At 60.6% G+C, this 15,227-nt stretch carries 12 protein-coding genes and 1 pseudogene; 3 read left to right on the plus strand and 10 right to left on the minus strand.

Features of this window, described 5'->3' with window-relative positions; translation table 11 throughout:
* The 3 genes and pseudogenes from ACQY7U_RS04490 to ACQY7U_RS04500 form a co-directional block, all read right to left on the minus strand.
* Positions 1-352: pseudogene (locus ACQY7U_RS04490) on the minus strand (ABC transporter ATP-binding protein); the annotation flags it as partial.
* A gap of 120 nt (positions 353-472) precedes the next feature.
* A complete protein-coding gene (gene aspS, locus ACQY7U_RS04495) occupies positions 473-2,254 on the minus strand; it encodes an aspartate--tRNA ligase (RefSeq protein ID WP_428642410.1) in 1,782 nt (593 codons plus the stop codon).
* Positions 2,255-2,418: 164 nt separating this feature from the next.
* A complete protein-coding gene (locus ACQY7U_RS04500) occupies positions 2,419-3,045 on the minus strand; it encodes an AAA family ATPase (RefSeq protein WP_428642411.1) in 627 nt (208 codons plus the stop codon).
* A gap of 143 nt (positions 3,046-3,188) precedes the next feature.
* Between ACQY7U_RS04500 and rnd the strand changes: the two genes are divergently transcribed.
* A complete protein-coding gene (rnd, locus tag ACQY7U_RS04505; protein WP_428642413.1) occupies positions 3,189-4,373 on the plus strand; it encodes a ribonuclease D in 1,185 nt (394 codons plus the stop codon).
* Positions 4,374-4,435: 62 nt separating this feature from the next.
* Here the strand turns inward: rnd and ACQY7U_RS04510 are convergent, their stop codons facing one another.
* From ACQY7U_RS04510 to ACQY7U_RS04525, 4 genes are all read right to left on the minus strand, one after another.
* Complete coding sequence (locus ACQY7U_RS04510; protein WP_428642415.1) at positions 4,436-5,956, minus strand: exopolyphosphatase; 1,521 nt, start codon at positions 5,954-5,956, stop codon at positions 4,436-4,438.
* A 1-nt stretch (position 5,957) separates the two neighbouring features.
* On the minus strand, positions 5,958-8,180 hold the full coding sequence (locus ACQY7U_RS04515; RefSeq protein WP_428642417.1) for an RNA degradosome polyphosphate kinase: 2,223 nt from the start codon (positions 8,178-8,180) through the stop codon (positions 5,958-5,960).
* 203 nt (positions 8,181-8,383) lie between these two features.
* On the minus strand, positions 8,384-9,064 hold the full coding sequence (locus ACQY7U_RS04520) for a hypothetical protein (protein ID WP_428642418.1): 681 nt from the start codon (positions 9,062-9,064) through the stop codon (positions 8,384-8,386).
* Between the two features lie 11 nt (positions 9,065-9,075).
* Positions 9,076-10,167: an AI-2E family transporter gene (locus tag ACQY7U_RS04525; RefSeq protein ID WP_428642421.1), complete on the minus strand. Its 1,092-nt coding sequence runs from the start codon at positions 10,165-10,167 to the stop codon at positions 9,076-9,078.
* A 281-nt stretch (positions 10,168-10,448) separates the two neighbouring features.
* On the opposite strand from ACQY7U_RS04525, the gene purM reads away from it, so the two are divergent.
* Positions 10,449-11,525, plus strand: coding sequence for a phosphoribosylformylglycinamidine cyclo-ligase (purM, locus tag ACQY7U_RS04530; protein ID WP_428642423.1), 1,077 nt, complete (start codon positions 10,449-10,451; stop codon positions 11,523-11,525).
* Positions 11,525-12,175 (plus strand): phosphoribosylglycinamide formyltransferase, encoded by a 651-nt coding sequence (gene purN / locus ACQY7U_RS04535; RefSeq protein WP_428642425.1) that lies wholly within the window; start codon positions 11,525-11,527, stop codon positions 12,173-12,175. Before purM ends, purN begins: the two co-directional genes overlap by 1 nt.
* 104 nt (positions 12,176-12,279) lie before the next feature.
* Here the strand turns inward: purN and ACQY7U_RS04540 are convergent, their stop codons facing one another.
* The 3 genes from ACQY7U_RS04540 to ACQY7U_RS04550 are packed head-to-tail and all read right to left on the minus strand — an operon-like array spanning position 12,280 to position 15,207.
* Entirely contained in the window at positions 12,280-13,038 is a 759-nt protein-coding gene (locus tag ACQY7U_RS04540) for an ABC transporter ATP-binding protein (protein WP_428642427.1), read from the minus strand.
* Complete coding sequence (locus ACQY7U_RS04545; protein ID WP_428642429.1) at positions 13,032-14,096, minus strand: FecCD family ABC transporter permease; 1,065 nt, start codon at positions 14,094-14,096, stop codon at positions 13,032-13,034. Before ACQY7U_RS04545 ends, ACQY7U_RS04540 begins: the two co-directional genes overlap by 7 nt.
* A 1-nt stretch (position 14,097) precedes the next feature.
* On the minus strand, positions 14,098-15,207 hold the full coding sequence (locus ACQY7U_RS04550; protein ID WP_428642581.1) for an ABC transporter substrate-binding protein: 1,110 nt from the start codon (positions 15,205-15,207) through the stop codon (positions 14,098-14,100).
* Between the last annotated feature and the right edge of the window lie 20 nt (positions 15,208-15,227).

Raw genomic sequence — 15,227 nt, forward strand, 5'->3', positions numbered from 1 at the left:
TCTTCCGATCTTTGAACATGCGCCTGGACAGGTCCGAGACGATGGAATTTCCGACGCGGGAAAGGACCACCATCTGGCCGTAGGTCGAAGCGCCTTTCAAAGAGAAAATCACGAGAACGGTTGCCGCGATCACGTAGACCATCGTCTCGTTCTTGTCGACGAAGACCTGGTTGACGACATCGCGCATGATCCAGGCGCTTGCCGCGGTCGTCGCCGCGATTATGCCCATGAAAACAAACGCCAGCAGATATTGCGGGATATAGGTCCTGAAATTCTCGGCAAACAGGCGCTTGATCAGTTGAACCGTTCCATTCGGATCGGTCCAGGACTTGGATTTGAACGGATTTCGCACGCAGCGTTGCCTTTCCGAGGGTGTTCAATCATCCGACATGAAAGAGGCCAGCAGAGCCGGCCTCAACCCCTTTTGCAGAGAGGGGTACTCTCATTTGATGCCTTACCGCAAGTGGCCTGCCTAGGCTTCCGGCAAGTTCAGCCGCAAATGCAGGTCACGCAACTGAGCGGCTGTCGGCTCGTTCGGCGCCCCCATCATCAGGTCTTCCGCCTTCTGGTTCATCGGGAAGAGCATGACTTCGCGGATGTTGGCTTCATCGGCCAGCAGCATGACGATCCGGTCGATGCCCGCCGCACAGCCACCATGCGGAGGGGCGCCGTACTGGAAGGCGTTGACCATGCCACCAAAGCGGTTGTCGACTTCCTCGGCCGGATAGCCGGCGATTTCGAAAGCCTTGTACATGATTTCCGGCTTGTGATTCCGGATGGCGCCCGAGAGGAGTTCGTGGCCGTTGCAGGCCAGATCGTACTGCCAGCCCAGAACCTCGAGCGGATCGCCTTGCAGTGCTTCCAGGCCCCCCTGAGGCATGGAGAACGGGTTGTGTTCGAAGTCGATTTCGCCGGTTTCCTCATCCCGTTCGTAGATCGGGAAGTCGACGATCCAGGCAAACTCGAAACGGTCCTTGTCGGTGTGGCCGAGTTCCTCTCCGATGATGACACGTGCCTTCGCCGCAACCGGCTCGAACTGCTTCGGCTTGCCACCGAGGAAGAAGGCGGCATCGCCCACTTCCAGGCCAAGCTGGACGCGGATCGCTTCGGTGCGTTCCGGACCGATGTTCTTGGCCAGCGGACCGGCGGCTTCCATCGAGCCGTCCTCGGCCTTGCGCCAGAAGATATAGCCCATGCCCGGCAGGCCCTGCTCCTGGGCGAACTTGTTCATGCGGTCACAGAATTTGCGGCTGCCGCCCTTCGGGGCCGGAATGGCGCGAATTTCGGTGCCCGGCTGCTGCAGCAGGTTCGCGAAGATCGCAAATCCGGATCCGGCAAAATGCTCGGAAACGATCTGCATCTTGATCGGGTTCCTGAGGTCCGGCTTGTCGGTGCCATACCAGAGTGCGCTGTCCTTGTAGGAGATCTGCGGCCAGTCATGGTTGACCGGGCGGCCCTTGCCGAATTTCTCGAAGCAGCCCGTCAGAACGGGCTCGATGGTGTCGAAAACGTCCTGCTGGGTGACGAAGGACATTTCCATATCGAGCTGGTAGAAGTCCGTCGGAGAACGGTCAGCGCGCGGATCTTCATCGCGGAAGCAGGGCGCGATCTGGAAATACTTGTCGAAGCCGGAGACCATCAGCAGCTGTTTGAACTGCTGCGGAGCCTGCGGCAGCGCATAGAACCTGCCAGGATGCAGGCGGGACGGCACCAGGAAGTCGCGCGCGCCTTCTGGCGAGGACGCCGTAATGATAGGGGTCTGGAATTCGTTGAAGCCGATTTCCCACATGCGGTCGCGCAGGTCACGCACGACATTCGAGCGCAGGATCATGTTGTCGTGCAGCTTTTCACGGCGCAGATCGAGGAAACGGTACTTCAGGCGCACTTCTTCCGGATAGTCGAGATCACCGAAGACCGGCAGCGGCAGTTCCTTGGCCGAACCCAGGATCTCCATCTCACGGATGAAGACTTCAATTTCACCGGTCGGCAGATCCGGGTTGATGGTTTCGTCCGTGCGCTTCTTCACATTGCCGTCGATGCGAATGCACCATTCGGAACGCACCGTTTCGGCAAGTCCGAAGGCAGCCGAATCCGGGTCGACCACACATTGCGTCACGCCGTAGTGGTCGCGCAGATCGATGAACAGCACCCCGCCATGATCGCGGACCCGATGGACCCAGCCGGAAAGACGGATGGTCTCTCCCTCGTTGGACAGACGGAGATCACCGCAAGTGTGACTACGGTAGGGGTGCATTATCGTTCCTCGGCAGTTCGTCTTGGCATGTAAAATCATTACGGCCCACCAAGGGCAGGCCGTGTCGGGCTGCACAAGCCATGTTGCGCGGCGAAAGTCAAGGGAAAGACCTGCCGCAAGCAAGCCCATCCCCTCATCAAACCGGTCATGAGACAGAGAACGGGCTAGCTGTCCACCGCCTGAAGCAGCGGATGCCACTGCCCCCTGATCTCGTATGATCTCGAATCGGAATAGTCGAAGACGCCGGTGCCGGCAGCAGCATGACGGGCGTAGAGCACACGGTCGGAGATTCGGCACAGCAGCGGGAACCCCCTGTCCGCCAATGTCCTCTCCAGATCACCCACCTGGGTCGATCGCTTGTTAATCCGGTTGGCGACCACATGAATATCCGCCTTGCCCTTGCGCACGCGCTTGATGTCCGAAATGTCATCCAGAAACTTCAGTGTCGCGTTCCAGTCGAAAGCCGAGGCAAGGACCGGAACAACGATATCGGAAGCTTCGGCAATCAGGGTTTTTGCATGCTCGGATTTGAGCCCGCCCGGACCGTCGATCACGATGGCATCGAGTTGTTTGTTCTTGCCGCCAATTGCCTCGGCCTTGCTCCAGTTCAGCGCTTCTATGGCGGCCAGGTTTTCCGGGCGCCGCTTGACCCATGCGAGACTGGATTTCTGCCGGTCGGCATCGGCGAGCGCGACGTCGTCACCGCGGGCGGCCAGCGCGACGGCGAGATTCGTGGCAATTGTCGTCTTGCCGCAGCCGCCCTTGGAATTCACCACCAGTATCTTGCGCATCGGCTCTCCCCTGCCAGCTCCCGTCCTGATTGTTCCTGCCTCAACATAGGCGCACTTTTTGCACCTTTACAAGATTCAGCACAGCCAAAGTTTCCATTTCGTGGCGACAAAGCGGCAGAACTCGGGTATAGCTGTGCCTCACCATGCATGTGATTACAAAAACAGAAGAACTCGCCTCTGCCTGCGAGCGCCTTGCCGCCCATGACTATGTAACAGTGGACACGGAATTTCTCCGTGAAACCACCTTTTGGCCGAAGCTCTGCGTGATCCAGATGGCAGGGCCGGACATGGCCTTCATCGTGGACGCCCTTTCCGAAGGCCTGGATCTTCGGCCCTTCTTCGACCTGATGCGCGACGATGGTGTGACAAAGGTATTTCACGCGGCGCGCCAGGACATAGAGATCGTCTATCACCTTGGCGGACTGATCCCCTCGCCCCTGTTCGACACGCAGGTCGCCGCAATGGTTTGCGGTTTCGGCGATTCCATCTCCTACGACCAGCTGGTCTACAAGGTCACGGGTGCAAGGATCGACAAGTCTTCCCGCTTCACGGACTGGGCGAGACGGCCTTTGACGGCAAAACAGCTGGACTACGCGCTCGCCGACGTCACCCATCTGCGCGACGCCTATCAGTTCCTGAAAGCCAACCTGGCGGAACAGAACCGCAGCCATTGGGTACAGGACGAAATGGAGGTCCTGACTTCCGTCACGACCTACCGGGCCGACCCGGAACAGGCCTGGAAGCGGCTGAAGCTTCGGGTACGCAAGCCGATAGAGCTTGCGGTGATGATGGAAGTCGCCGCCTGGCGCGAGCGCGAGGCCCAATCCCGCAACGTACCGCGAAGCCGGGTTGTCAAGGACGATGCCATCTACGAGCTGGCAGCCCAGCAGCCTCAGGACGCGGAAGCCCTGTCGCGATTGAGAACGATTCCCCGAGGGTTCGAACGTTCCAGGTCGGCGGACGAGATCCTGAAGGCCGTGAAGCGCGCCCTTGATCTGCCCAAGGAAAAATTGCCGAAACTGCCCAAAGGCCGTCAGGCTCCGGACGGATCGGCCGCGGCTGTCGATCTATTGAAGGTTCTCCTGAAGCTTGTCAGCGAGGCCCATGGGGTCGCCGCCAAGGTTATCGCGACGGTGGACGACCTTGAAAAGATTGCCGCCGACGATGGCGCCGACGTTGCCGCGATGAAAGGCTGGCGCCGGGAGCTCTTTGGAGAACCCGCGCTCAAACTGAAACGCGGCGAGGTTGCCCTGGCCTTCCGGAACCGGCAGATTGTCGCCCTTGACCAGCCGGCAGCAGAGGATTCAAAGGCCCAGGCGGCGGAATAGCCGCCTTCGGACATCTTGGTTGCCCTTAGCGTCCGGCCTCACGGCCGGACGTTCTGTTTTGGTCATACCAGCCGGATTTCAACCGGTGTCCGGATGACCTTGCCAAGCTGATTTGCCCGTTTGCGCAGGCGCTCGCCGTCCAGGTTGGCGATGTCTTCCCCGAGTTCCAGCGCAAGTCCGGTCTCCGTCTTCGCGATTCCGACCTTCGGCAGCAGGCCGGCCATGGAAGCGCTCAGCAGCGACGCGACGCGCAGGATGGCGCCCAGAACCTTGGCTCGGATGCGCAAGCGGTCCGTGAACAACTCCAGGATCACAGGCGACAAGGCGCCCTCCCTCAGCCCCTGGTGGCGGTAAAAGACCGCCGCCGACAGATAGGCACGGCTGGCATGATCCAGTCCGACAAAGGAGGCGTTGGAGATGATGTTCAGGCTCTGCTCTCCGCGGTAGTCGGGATGCGCCCGCCAGCCGATGTCGGACAGAAGGCAGGCGGCATGGCGCAATCTGGTTTCATTGGCTGTCTCCTCGATCGCCAGCTCCTTGAACAAGGTATCGGTCCATACGATCAGTTCATCGGCATGAGCGGGCGAGCGGGCGCGAAGCGTGCTCAACTCGCGTGCTGCTTCGATAACAGGATCCTGGGCCTGCATTTCAGGCGAAAGCTTCTCATGGAGCAGACCTTCGCGAACGCCGGTTGCGGAGAAGACGAGGCGATCCGCCTTCATTGCCGTCAGCACCTGTTCCAGAACGACCGCCCCGATCGGCACAAGCGGACGCCGCTGTTTGGAAACGACGTCCGCCTTGGCAATGCCTTCCAGATTGGGGACCGCGATCTTCCGGCAGAACTCGATCGCCTCTTGCGCGCCGATCTCGTAATTGTGCATCACGTGCAGCGGATAGCCGTTCTGAATGAGATGCAGACGGCCGAGGGACCGCCAGGTGCCGCCAACCGCATAGAAAGTGCGCTCGCCCGGAGCCAGGTCCGGCCAGTCGAAACCGTTGAGCGCGGTTTCGGCGATTTGTCGGGCCTCGTCGATGCTACCACCGGCTTCTTCGGAAAGACGCAATCCTCCAAGCGGAAAGGTTGCGCCAAGACCCGGCTTCTTGTCGGCGATTTCCACCAGTTCCAGGCTGCCGCCCCCCATGTCGCCGACAATCCCGCGCGGCTGCCAGAAGCCGGCGATAACACCGAGCGCCGAATAATAGGCTTCTTCGTTCCCGTCCAGAATACGGACAGGCGTTTCCAGGAAGCGTTCGACTTCACGCACGAATTCCGGACCGTTTTCGGCATCGCGGGCAGCTGCTGTCGCGACGATGAAAAGCTCCTTGCAGCCGGTGTGTTCGATCAGGGCCTTGAAACGGGCGAGTTCGCCCAAAGCCAGACTGACGGAATCTTCCGCCATCCGCCCCGTCGCGGCGACACCCCGCCCGAGACCGGCAAGAAGCTTCTCGTTGAAAAGCATCGTCGGGGTCCGGGCCTTACGCTCGTAAACAACGAGGCGCACGGAGTTAGAGCCAATGTCCACGACCGCCACCGGTCCGGACCCGTTGAGACGGCCACGGGCCGGCTGAAACTGGCTTGTCATACTAACCTCGTTTATTCCGTTCCAGGAACGGTCGCGGCCGATCCTCCCTCAGGGACTTGCCCCTGCCGGAAAGAGATGGGTTTGTCATGAAATACTGATGAGCATTGAACGGCTCCTCGTTCACGCCCGGTTTGATCCGTTCGTGGCTGCCGTCGGACAGGATGCGCCAGCTCTGCTGATTGTCCTTCAGGTTGGCCACCATGATCTGGTCGAGAACCTGTTCGTGCACCGTCGGCGTTGGCAGCGGCACCAGAACCTCGACCCGCCGGTCGATGTTGCGCGGCATGAGATCGGCCGAACCGATATAAACATGCGCCTCCGGAGACGGCAGCCCCTGGCCGTTGCCGAAACAGAAAATACGGGAGTGCTCCAGAAAGCGCCCGACGATGGACTTGACCCGGATGTTTTCGGACAATCCCGCAATACCCGGCCGCAGGCAGCAGATACCCCGGATGACGAGGTCGATCTGAACGCCGGCCTGGCTTGCGCGGTAAAGCGCATCGATGATTTCCGGATCGACGAGGGAGTTCATCTTCATCCAGATCTGCGCCGGACGCCCCGCCCGGGCGTGGTCGATTTCCGCCTCGGTCATTTCCAGCATGCGTTCGCGCAGATTGACCGGTGAAACCATCAGATGCTTGAGTTCCGCCGGGCGGGCATAACCGGTGATGAAATTGAAGACGCGCGCCGCATCCTCGGCGATCTCCGGATCGTCAGTAAAGAAGGACAGGTCCTCGTAGATCCGCGCCGTGATCGGGTGATAGTTGCCGGTTCCGATGTGGCAATAGGTCTTCAACTGGCCGTGCTCGCGCTTGATGACCATCGAAAGCTTCGAATGGGTCTTCAGTTCGATGAACCCGAACACGACCTGAACGCCCGCACGTTCCAGGTCGCGTGCCCATTTGATGTTGGCGGCCTCGTCAAAGCGGGCCTTCAGTTCAACCAGCGCGGTGACCGATTTTCCGGCTTCCGCAGCTTCCGCAAGCGCCTTGACGATCGGCGAGTTGTTGGATGTGCGGTAAAGCGTCTGTTTGATCGCCACCACATCCGGATCGCGTGCGGCCTGACGGAGGTATTGCACCACCACGTCGAAGGATTCGTAAGGATGGTGGACAATGATGTCCTTCTGGTGGATCGCCGCCAGGCAATCGCCGCCGTGTTCCCGGATCCGTTCGGGAAAGCGGGCCGTATAGGGTTCGAACTTCAGATCGGTCCGTTCCAGGTCGACGATCTGCGACAGATTGTTGAGCGCCAGCAGGCCGCTCGCCTGGAAGATCTCGCTTTTCCCGACGTCCAGCGCCTCCGCGACAAATTCCTGCAGGGCCGGCGGGGTCGTGTCCTGGATTTCAAGACGGATAACGGACCCGCGCCGGCGGCGCTTGAGCGCGCTTTCGAACAGGCGGACCAGATCTTCCGCTTCTTCCTCGATTTCAAGATCGCTGTCGCGAATGACCCGGAAGGCACCCTTTCCGCGAATTTCGTAACCCGGGAACAGACGGCCGATAAAGAGAGAGACCACCTTCTCTATGGCAATGAACCGGGCCGCTCCCCCCTGCCCGTCAGGCAGCTGTACGAACCGGTCGACCTGGTTGGGGATCCTGAGCAGCGCGATCATGCCTCTGCCGCCGGTTGTCGGCACGAGTTCGAAGACGATGGAAAAGCCAAGGTTGGGAATGAACGGGAACGGATGCGCCGGGTCGATTGCCAGCGGCGTCAGAACCGGAAACAGGTAGGCGAGAAAATAGTCCCGCAGCCAGGTCCGGTCTTCCTCGGCCAGATTGTCGCCCTTGAGAATCTCGATCCCCTTGTCGACGATCTCGCGGCGCAACTCCCCCCAGATCTGCTGCTGGGAGGCCTGGAGCTCGCGCACCGCCTCGGTGATTTTCTGAAGCTGTTCGTTGGGCGTCAGACCGTCATCCGACAGGTTCATGATTTCGGCACGCTGCTGGCCGCGAAGACCGGCGACGCGCACCATGAAAAATTCATCGAGATTGTTTGCCGAAATCGACAGGAAGCGGAGGCGTTCCAGCAGTGGATGGTTCTCGTTCATCGCCTCTTCCAGAACGCGGCGATTGAACTGCAGCCAGGACAGTTCCCGGTTCATGAAACGTGAAGGCGACACGGCCAGATCGCTTACCACTTCAACGGGTGCGCTGCTCTCTCCTGCGTCTGCGGGATTGCCGACGGGCGACAGGCTGTCTGAAAATTCAGGAGTTTCATTCATGACACTTTCCCCATTTCAGCCTGTCCCGGCTCCACCGGCGAAGTCTGTCGGCCAGCTTTCCTGAAACCGGACTTTGCCACAAAAGCAAATTGGTGTTCCATCTTACGGTGTTAGCGCAGCCATTCCGGGGGTAAACCCGGGTTCCGTTGCTCTAACATGAACGCGCCTGCGGACAAATGACAGTTCCACGACGTTGTTTGCGGCTAAATGCCCTTATGCACATTTTCGAGCACCCTGCCGGCAAGCGGCTTGGTGATCTTGACACGTCCGGCAAGCGCTTCCTGATCGATGGCCTCCACGGCCCGCATGGCCACCTCCAGCGAACGTTCCATACGCACCACCAGATAGTCGACGACGCCAATATCGACAGCAATCTGCCTGTCGGCAAAAAGCTTGACCAGCACACGGCGCAGCAGGTCGTCGTCCGGTTCCAGGATTTCCACCGGTGTCGCAGCTCTCAGGCGCGACATGAGATCGGGCAAGGTGACTTTCCAGCTGGCAGGCCAGGTGCGGCTTGTGATCAGCACGGTCTTGCCGGCTTGCCGGGAGGCATTGAGCAAGTGAAACAGGGCGGTGTTATCGACCCCGAGATGCGCGTCCTCGACGACCGTTGCAGGCGCAGCGACAAGCCCTTCGACGGACACTTCCCGCAGGTCCCGTGCGGAAATGACCGCGGCGCCGGTTTCTTCCTGAAAGGCCTTGACGATATGGGTCTTGCCGGAGCCGACGGGGCCCGCCAGAACGACGACGGGAGACGGCCAGTCCGGCCAGCGCTCCAGCAGCTCGAACGCCGCGCGATTGGAAGCGCCGACCAGAAAGTCATCCCGGCTGAGCGCGGCTTCGTGGGGCAGGTCTAACGGTAACTGGCGCGGGGGTTCCGCCATGATATTGCTGCTTACTCTGACTCTTCCGGAGCCGCCGCCGGAGCGCCGGTTCCCTTGTATACCGGGCTTGCTAGGTACTGCTTCAGCGCAAAGCGCGCAAGCACCCCGATCATCGCCGCTGCGGGAACGGCCACAAGCATCCCCACAAATCCAAAGAGATATCCAAAGGCAAACAGCGCGAACATCAAGGTGACCGGGTGAAGTCCGGTGCTTTCCCCAACAAGTTTCGGCTGGAGAATGTTTCCTTCCAGAAACTGTCCAACGGCGAATACGGCCACGACCGCGATGACCCAGGGCCAGTCCGGCCAGAACTGAACCAGTGCGACGCCAACGGACAGCACGAGACCGAGCCCTGCGCCAACAAAGGGAATGAAGCTGACGAGACCGGCGGCCATACCGATCAGGAGACCGAAATTGAGACCGACCAGAACAAGTGCAACGGCGTAGAACGACCCGAGGATGAGACAGACCGACACCTGGCCACGTACGAAACCGGCAACGGCCCCATCCATTTCCTTGGCCAATGCACGAATTTCATCCAAATGATCCCGGGGTAGCCAGCTGTCGAGGCGTTCGACCATGTGGTCCCAGTCGAGCAGCAGATAAAAGGCAACGACCGGTGTGATGACAAAGAGCGAAAGGATCGACAGGAGCGCCTGGCCGCCGCTCCACACCGATTGCGCCAGTTTGCCGATGAAAGACGCCCCCTGCCCGACCAGATTGCTCATGGTGGATTGCAGGTCCTGCGGATCGATGCCCACGGCTGCCGCCAGGCTTGAGCCGATATTTTCCGACAGCAGTCCCTGCAACTTGCGGACAAGTTCGGGAAATTTTTCCAGAAACAGCGCAAGCTGGTTGCCAAGCAGCGGCAGCAGGAGAATGAAGAACAACACCAGCACGAAGATGAAGGCAAACAGAATGGTGAGAGTTGCCCAAAGGCGGGCCATGCCGAGCGCTTCAAGACGGTCGCAGACCGGGTCCAGAAGATATGCGACAGCCATTCCGGCGACAAATGGCAACAGAACGCCGGAAAACACATAAAGAAAGGCACAAAATACAGCCAGGGAGACCAGCCAGAATTGCACCTGACGGCGAAGGGTCATTCAGGGCGTTCCTTCAGACAGAGAAAATCAAATTGGCACCAGTCGCAGTTGGAATTAAACGCCGTTCCCGGTCAAGTCCAGAGGCGGCCACGCTTCAAAGACGACCCTGCAGTACTTTTGGCGGCTATACCCTGGCGGCATCCGCCTTGCGAATTCCGTTGACCGGGCAACCCGATTTCCTCAGAAGGACGTAGTCTTTGCGGCGTTCTCCTCTTGTGTTCAAAGGCTCCAGACTGTAATCCGCGTGGCAAAGCCATATGCACGCAGTCCCGGAGCGCCCAATGAGCCAGACCACTCCTCCCACCAATGGCCTGACCTATGCGGATGCCGGTGTCGATATCGATGCCGGAAACGAGCTGGTCAACCGGATCAAGCCCCTGGTCAAGGCAACCTCGCGTCCGGGAGCGGACAGCGACATCGGCGGCTTCGGCGGCTTGTTCGACCTGAAGGGTGCCGGTTTCACGGATCCTGTCCTGGTGGCTGCCAATGACGGCGTCGGCACCAAACTGAAGATCGCCATCGAGACCGGCCAGCACCGCACAGTGGGCATCGACCTGGTGGCCATGTGCGTCAACGACCTGATCGTTCAGGGCGCCGAGCCGCTGTTCTTCCTCGACTATTTCGCGACCGGCGCGCTGGATGTGACAACCGCAACGGATGTGGTCGCCGGCATTGCCGACGGCTGCAAGATGGCAGGTGCCGCGCTGATCGGCGGCGAGACGGCAGAAATGCCGGGCATGTATGTGGAAGGCGACTACGACCTTGCCGGTTTCTCGGTCGGCGCCGTGGAGCGCGGCGAAATCCTGCCGCGCAAGGATGTGGCGGAAGGTGACGTTCTGCTCGGCCTGGCCTCCTCCGGCGTTCATTCCAACGGCTATTCCATGGTTCGCAAGATCATCGAACTGGCCGGGCTGACATGGTCCGACGCAGCTCCATTCGCGGAAGGCAAGACGCTTGGGCAGGCGCTGATGGAACCGACGAAGATCTACGTCAAGCCGCTTCTGGCCGCCCTGAAGGCAACGTCCGGGATCAAGGCGCTGGCCCATATCACGGGTGGTGGTCTGCCGGAAAACCTGCCGCGTGTCCTGCCGGAAAACAGCTCCGCCCGGATCGACCTCGACAAGATCGCGTTTCCGCCGGTGTTCTCCTGGCTGGCCGAGACCGGCGGCGTGGCCGAAAGCGAGATGCTGCGCACCTTCAACTGCGGCGTCGGCATGGTGGTGGTCGTCGCCGCCGAAGAGGCAGAGGCCGTTTCGAACGCCCTCACCGAGGCCGGGGAAACCGTCACCCAAATCGGCCGGATCGAAGCAGCCGGCGCCAAACCCGTCCTCTTCGACGGCACCCTGGGGCTTGCCTGATGGCACAGCGCAAGCGAACCGCCGTTCTGATTTCCGGACGCGGCTCGAACATGAATGCGCTGATTTCGGCAGCGCTTGACCCGAACTATCCGGCCGAAATCGCGCTGGTGCTCTCCAACCGGCCGGATGCGGCGGGTCTTGAGCGGGCCGCCAGTTTCGGCATCCCCACGGCCGTGGTCGATCACAAGGACTTTCCCGGCGACCGCGAAGCTTTTGAACGTCAGGTCGATACCGTCCTCAAGGACCACAATATCGAACTCGTCGCCCTGGCCGGGTTCATGCGCATCCTGACGCCGTTCCTGGTAAACGCCTGGACCAACCGGATGATCAACATCCATCCCGCCCTCCTGCCCTCGTTCAAAGGCCTTGCCACGCACGAAAGGGCTCTGGAGGAAGGGGTGAAACTGCACGGCGCCACGGTGCATTTCGTGTCGGCGGAAATGGACGACGGCCCGATCATCGTCCAGGGCGCCGTTCCGGTGCTGGATGGCGACACGCCGGACACGCTCGCCGCGCGGGTCCTGGAAGTCGAACACAAGATCTACCCGAAGGCGCTGGCGCTGGTAGCTGCCGGCAAAACGAAGGTGACCGGCGCGCGGGTCACCACGAGGGGCGATGAAGAGGTCGCTCCCGCGCTGATCTGGCCTTAAGGAGCCGGTGTCTCTTCGTCTTTCCGCGCAGAGACACCGCAAATTCCGTTTCCAGGCGTATCCCGCGATTTAACGTACGAGAGGCCGGACCGGCGCAGGTGGCATCACGCCGCTGCCCTGTCGATGATGATGTGCCGCTCGCCACGGGAGCACTGCTCGATCCGTGCGTCGATCCGGTAGATCTGCCTGAGCAGATCCTGAGTGATGACCTCTTCCGAAGGCCCGGCAGCCGCAAGACGCCCGCCTGAAATCACCATCGTGTTCTGGCAAAACCGCAGGGCATGGTTCAGGTCGTGCAGGGCGATCAGAACCAGGGTTCCGTTCCGGCGGGCAAACTCCTGCATGAAACCGAGTACCTCGACCTGCCGGTAGAGATCCAGCGCCGAGGTCGGCTCATCCATCAGGAGGACTTCGGGTTTCCTGACCAGCGCCTGGGCGATGGCGACAAGCTGGCGCTGCCCGCCGGACAGCGCTCCAAGATTGCGGAAAGCCAGCTCGCCGATCTGAAGGGCCTGGAGGATCCGGTCGATCCTCGCCAGTTCCCCGTCCCTGACGCGCCAGCCCGCCCCCTGTTTTGCGGCCAGCAGAACGGATTCATAGACCGTCAGCACCGCATTGGCGTGTGTGTCCTGAGGCATGTAGCGGATTGCCTCTTTTGGTGGTTGGCTGACGCCTTGCAGTTCCACCAGTCCGGGCCCCTTCAACAGACCGGCGATCCGCTTGAAGAGGGTCGATTTTCCGGCCGCGTTCGGACCTATGACGGCGGTGAGCCCGCCGCCGGATAGGACTGGCGTGGATATACCTTCCATCGTCAGGCTCGCTCCGTAACGCGCCCCAAGGTCTGAAAGTTTCAAACTCACCATGACTGCCTCCTGTCGGCAAAAATCAGTGCAAAGAAGAACGGAACCCCCACCAGCGCGGTAATCACCCCGATCGGAAGCACCGCTCCAGGCAGGATCATCTTGGACACCACGGACGTCGCCGACAGCATCAGGGCGCCGCAGAGAACGGCAGCAGGCAGAAAGAACCGCTGATCTTCGCCCACCAGCATCCTCGCAATATGCGGGCCGACCAGCCCGACAAAGCCGATGGTGCCGACAAAGGACACCGGGATGGCGGCAAGCAGGCTGACACCCAATAGCGTCTTCAGACGCAAGGCGCCGACATTGACACCGAAGCTTGCCGCCTTCTCGTCGCCGAGACGAAGAGCCGTCAGCGCCCAGGTATGGCGGGCAAAGAACGGGATGCAGAGACCGAGCACCGCGAAGGTGACATAAACCTTCTCCCAAGTGGCCTTGGTGAGCGATCCCATGGTCCAGAACACGACGGCGGCAAGCGCCTGCTCGGTCGCAAGATATTCCAGAAGGGACAAAAGCGCGTTGAAGGTAAAGACCAGTGCGATCCCCAGAAGCACGATGGTTTGCACGGTGACACCGCGGAACGTGGACAGGAGATAAATGAAAAGAGATGCCACCATCGCCATGATGAAGGCGTTGAACGGTACCATGTAGGCGACGGCTGCCGGTAGGAGCGCGACACCCGCGACCAGTCCGAGCGCGGCGCCGAAGCTCGCTGCCGCGGATATCCCGAGCGTGAAGGGACTTGCCAGCGGATTGGCCAGGATGGTCTGCATCTGCGCACCGGCAAGGGCCAGGCAACCTCCGACCGAAATCGCCATCAGGGCGACCGGCATGCGGATGTCCCAGAGAACGACCCGCGTCTGGAGGTCGGCACCGGAGGGGTTGAACAGTGCGGCCAGCACCTCGCTCAGCGGATAGCGCGCCGGCCCCAGCGAAAGATCGAGCGCAAGGCTGACCGCGAGCGCGGCAAGAAGACCGCAGATCAGCAGGATGCGCCGCATGGCAAGGGCGCGGTAAAGTCCGCGCCCCGTTTCACCGATTTGGGTTTCAGAAACCGCCATTTCAGCTGCCCGTCCTCAGGGAGACGAAATAACCCGGACGGTAGTCGACAGGCAGGAACCGGTCATGCAGTTCCTTGAAGGTTGCGTCGGGATCGAGATCCTGGAAGAGCTCCGGATGCAGCCACTTGGCGAACTGCTGAACCGCGACGAATTGATAGGGGTTGTTGTAGAACTGGTGCCAAATGGCGTGGACATTGCCGTCTGTGACCGCCTTGACGCCCGCAAAACCGGGTCTTGTCATTAGGTTCGCCAGTTTTCCGGATGTGACTTCCGGGTCCGCCCCGCTGCCAACGCCGACCCAGTTTCCGCCTGGCACGTTCAGTTCCCAGTTGGCACCGGTGACAATGATCTGATCGGGATTCGCCGCAATGATCTGTTCCGGGTTCACCGTGCCGAAGGTGCCTGGAATGATGTCCCTGGCCATATTGATGCCACCGGCCATCTCGACCATCTTGCCGAAATTCTCGTTGCCGAAGGACATGCAGCAGTCGTCGGAGTAGCCGGCGGCGCGCTCCATGAAGACGACCGGTTTTTTCAGGCCGGTCCGCCCGGCCAGCCGATCCGTCACCTTTGCAATCTCGGCTGCACGGAAGGCGATGAATTCCTCCGCCTTGTCTTCCTTGCCGTAAAGCTTGCCGATCAGTCGCATCGACGGTTCAGTGTTTTCCATCGGCTTGGCACGGAAGTCGACAAAGACCACCGGAATACCGACCTTGGCCAGCTTCTCGATGTAGCCGCCCTCATCGGTGGCCGCCTTGACATCGAGGTTCAGGATGAGGACATCCGGCTTGAGGGCGACTGCCTGCTCCACGTCGAACGTCCCGTTCCGCATGCTGCCGAACTTCGGAATGCCGGCGATTGCGGGGAAACTTTCCAGATACTGGCGGTATCCGTCATGATCCGCCCGTTCGAAATCGTCGCGCCAGCCGACGACACGTTTGAACGGATCTTCGCTGTCCAGAACAGCCGTGAAATAAGTCTGGCGCCCCTCGCCCAGAATGACCTTTTCCACCGGCACTTCGACCTCGACCTTTCGGCCGGTGATATCGGTCACGGTTACCAGATCTCCAGCACTGGCCGGGGACGGAAGAAGCGCAGCAGTCAACAGCATGGACGCTGCCAGATGATTGA

The sequence above is a fragment of the Roseibium sp. genome (assembly GCF_050301095.1).
Lineage (GTDB): Bacteria > Pseudomonadota > Alphaproteobacteria > Rhizobiales > Stappiaceae > Roseibium.

What these genes read in the sequence shown, in the direction of transcription:
- ACQY7U_RS04545 (WP_428642429.1), bottom strand. Translation starts at nt 14,096, where the DNA reads ATGGCGGTTTCTGAAACCCAAATCGGTGAAACGGGGCGCGGACTTTAC.
- ACQY7U_RS04520 (WP_428642418.1), bottom strand. Translation starts at nt 9,064, where the DNA reads ATGGCGGAACCCCCGCGCCAGTTACCGTTAGACCTGCCCCACGAAGCC.
- ACQY7U_RS04540 (WP_428642427.1), bottom strand. Translation starts at nt 13,038, where the DNA reads ATGGTGAGTTTGAAACTTTCAGACCTTGGGGCGCGTTACGGAGCGAGC.
- rnd (WP_428642413.1), top strand. Translation starts at nt 3,189, where the DNA reads ATGCATGTGATTACAAAAACAGAAGAACTCGCCTCTGCCTGCGAGCGC.
- ACQY7U_RS04510 (WP_428642415.1), bottom strand. Translation starts at nt 5,956, where the DNA reads ATGACAAGCCAGTTTCAGCCGGCCCGTGGCCGTCTCAACGGGTCCGGA.
- ACQY7U_RS04525 (WP_428642421.1), bottom strand. Translation starts at nt 10,167, where the DNA reads ATGACCCTTCGCCGTCAGGTGCAATTCTGGCTGGTCTCCCTGGCTGTA.
- purN (WP_428642425.1), top strand. Translation starts at nt 11,525, where the DNA reads ATGGCACAGCGCAAGCGAACCGCCGTTCTGATTTCCGGACGCGGCTCG.
- aspS (WP_428642410.1), bottom strand. Translation starts at nt 2,254, where the DNA reads ATGCACCCCTACCGTAGTCACACTTGCGGTGATCTCCGTCTGTCCAAC.
- ACQY7U_RS04500 (WP_428642411.1), bottom strand. Translation starts at nt 3,045, where the DNA reads ATGCGCAAGATACTGGTGGTGAATTCCAAGGGCGGCTGCGGCAAGACG.
- ACQY7U_RS04550 (WP_428642581.1), bottom strand. Translation starts at nt 15,207, where the DNA reads ATGCTGTTGACTGCTGCGCTTCTTCCGTCCCCGGCCAGTGCTGGAGAT.
- ACQY7U_RS04515 (WP_428642417.1), bottom strand. Translation starts at nt 8,180, where the DNA reads ATGAATGAAACTCCTGAATTTTCAGACAGCCTGTCGCCCGTCGGCAAT.
- purM (WP_428642423.1), top strand. Translation starts at nt 10,449, where the DNA reads ATGAGCCAGACCACTCCTCCCACCAATGGCCTGACCTATGCGGATGCC.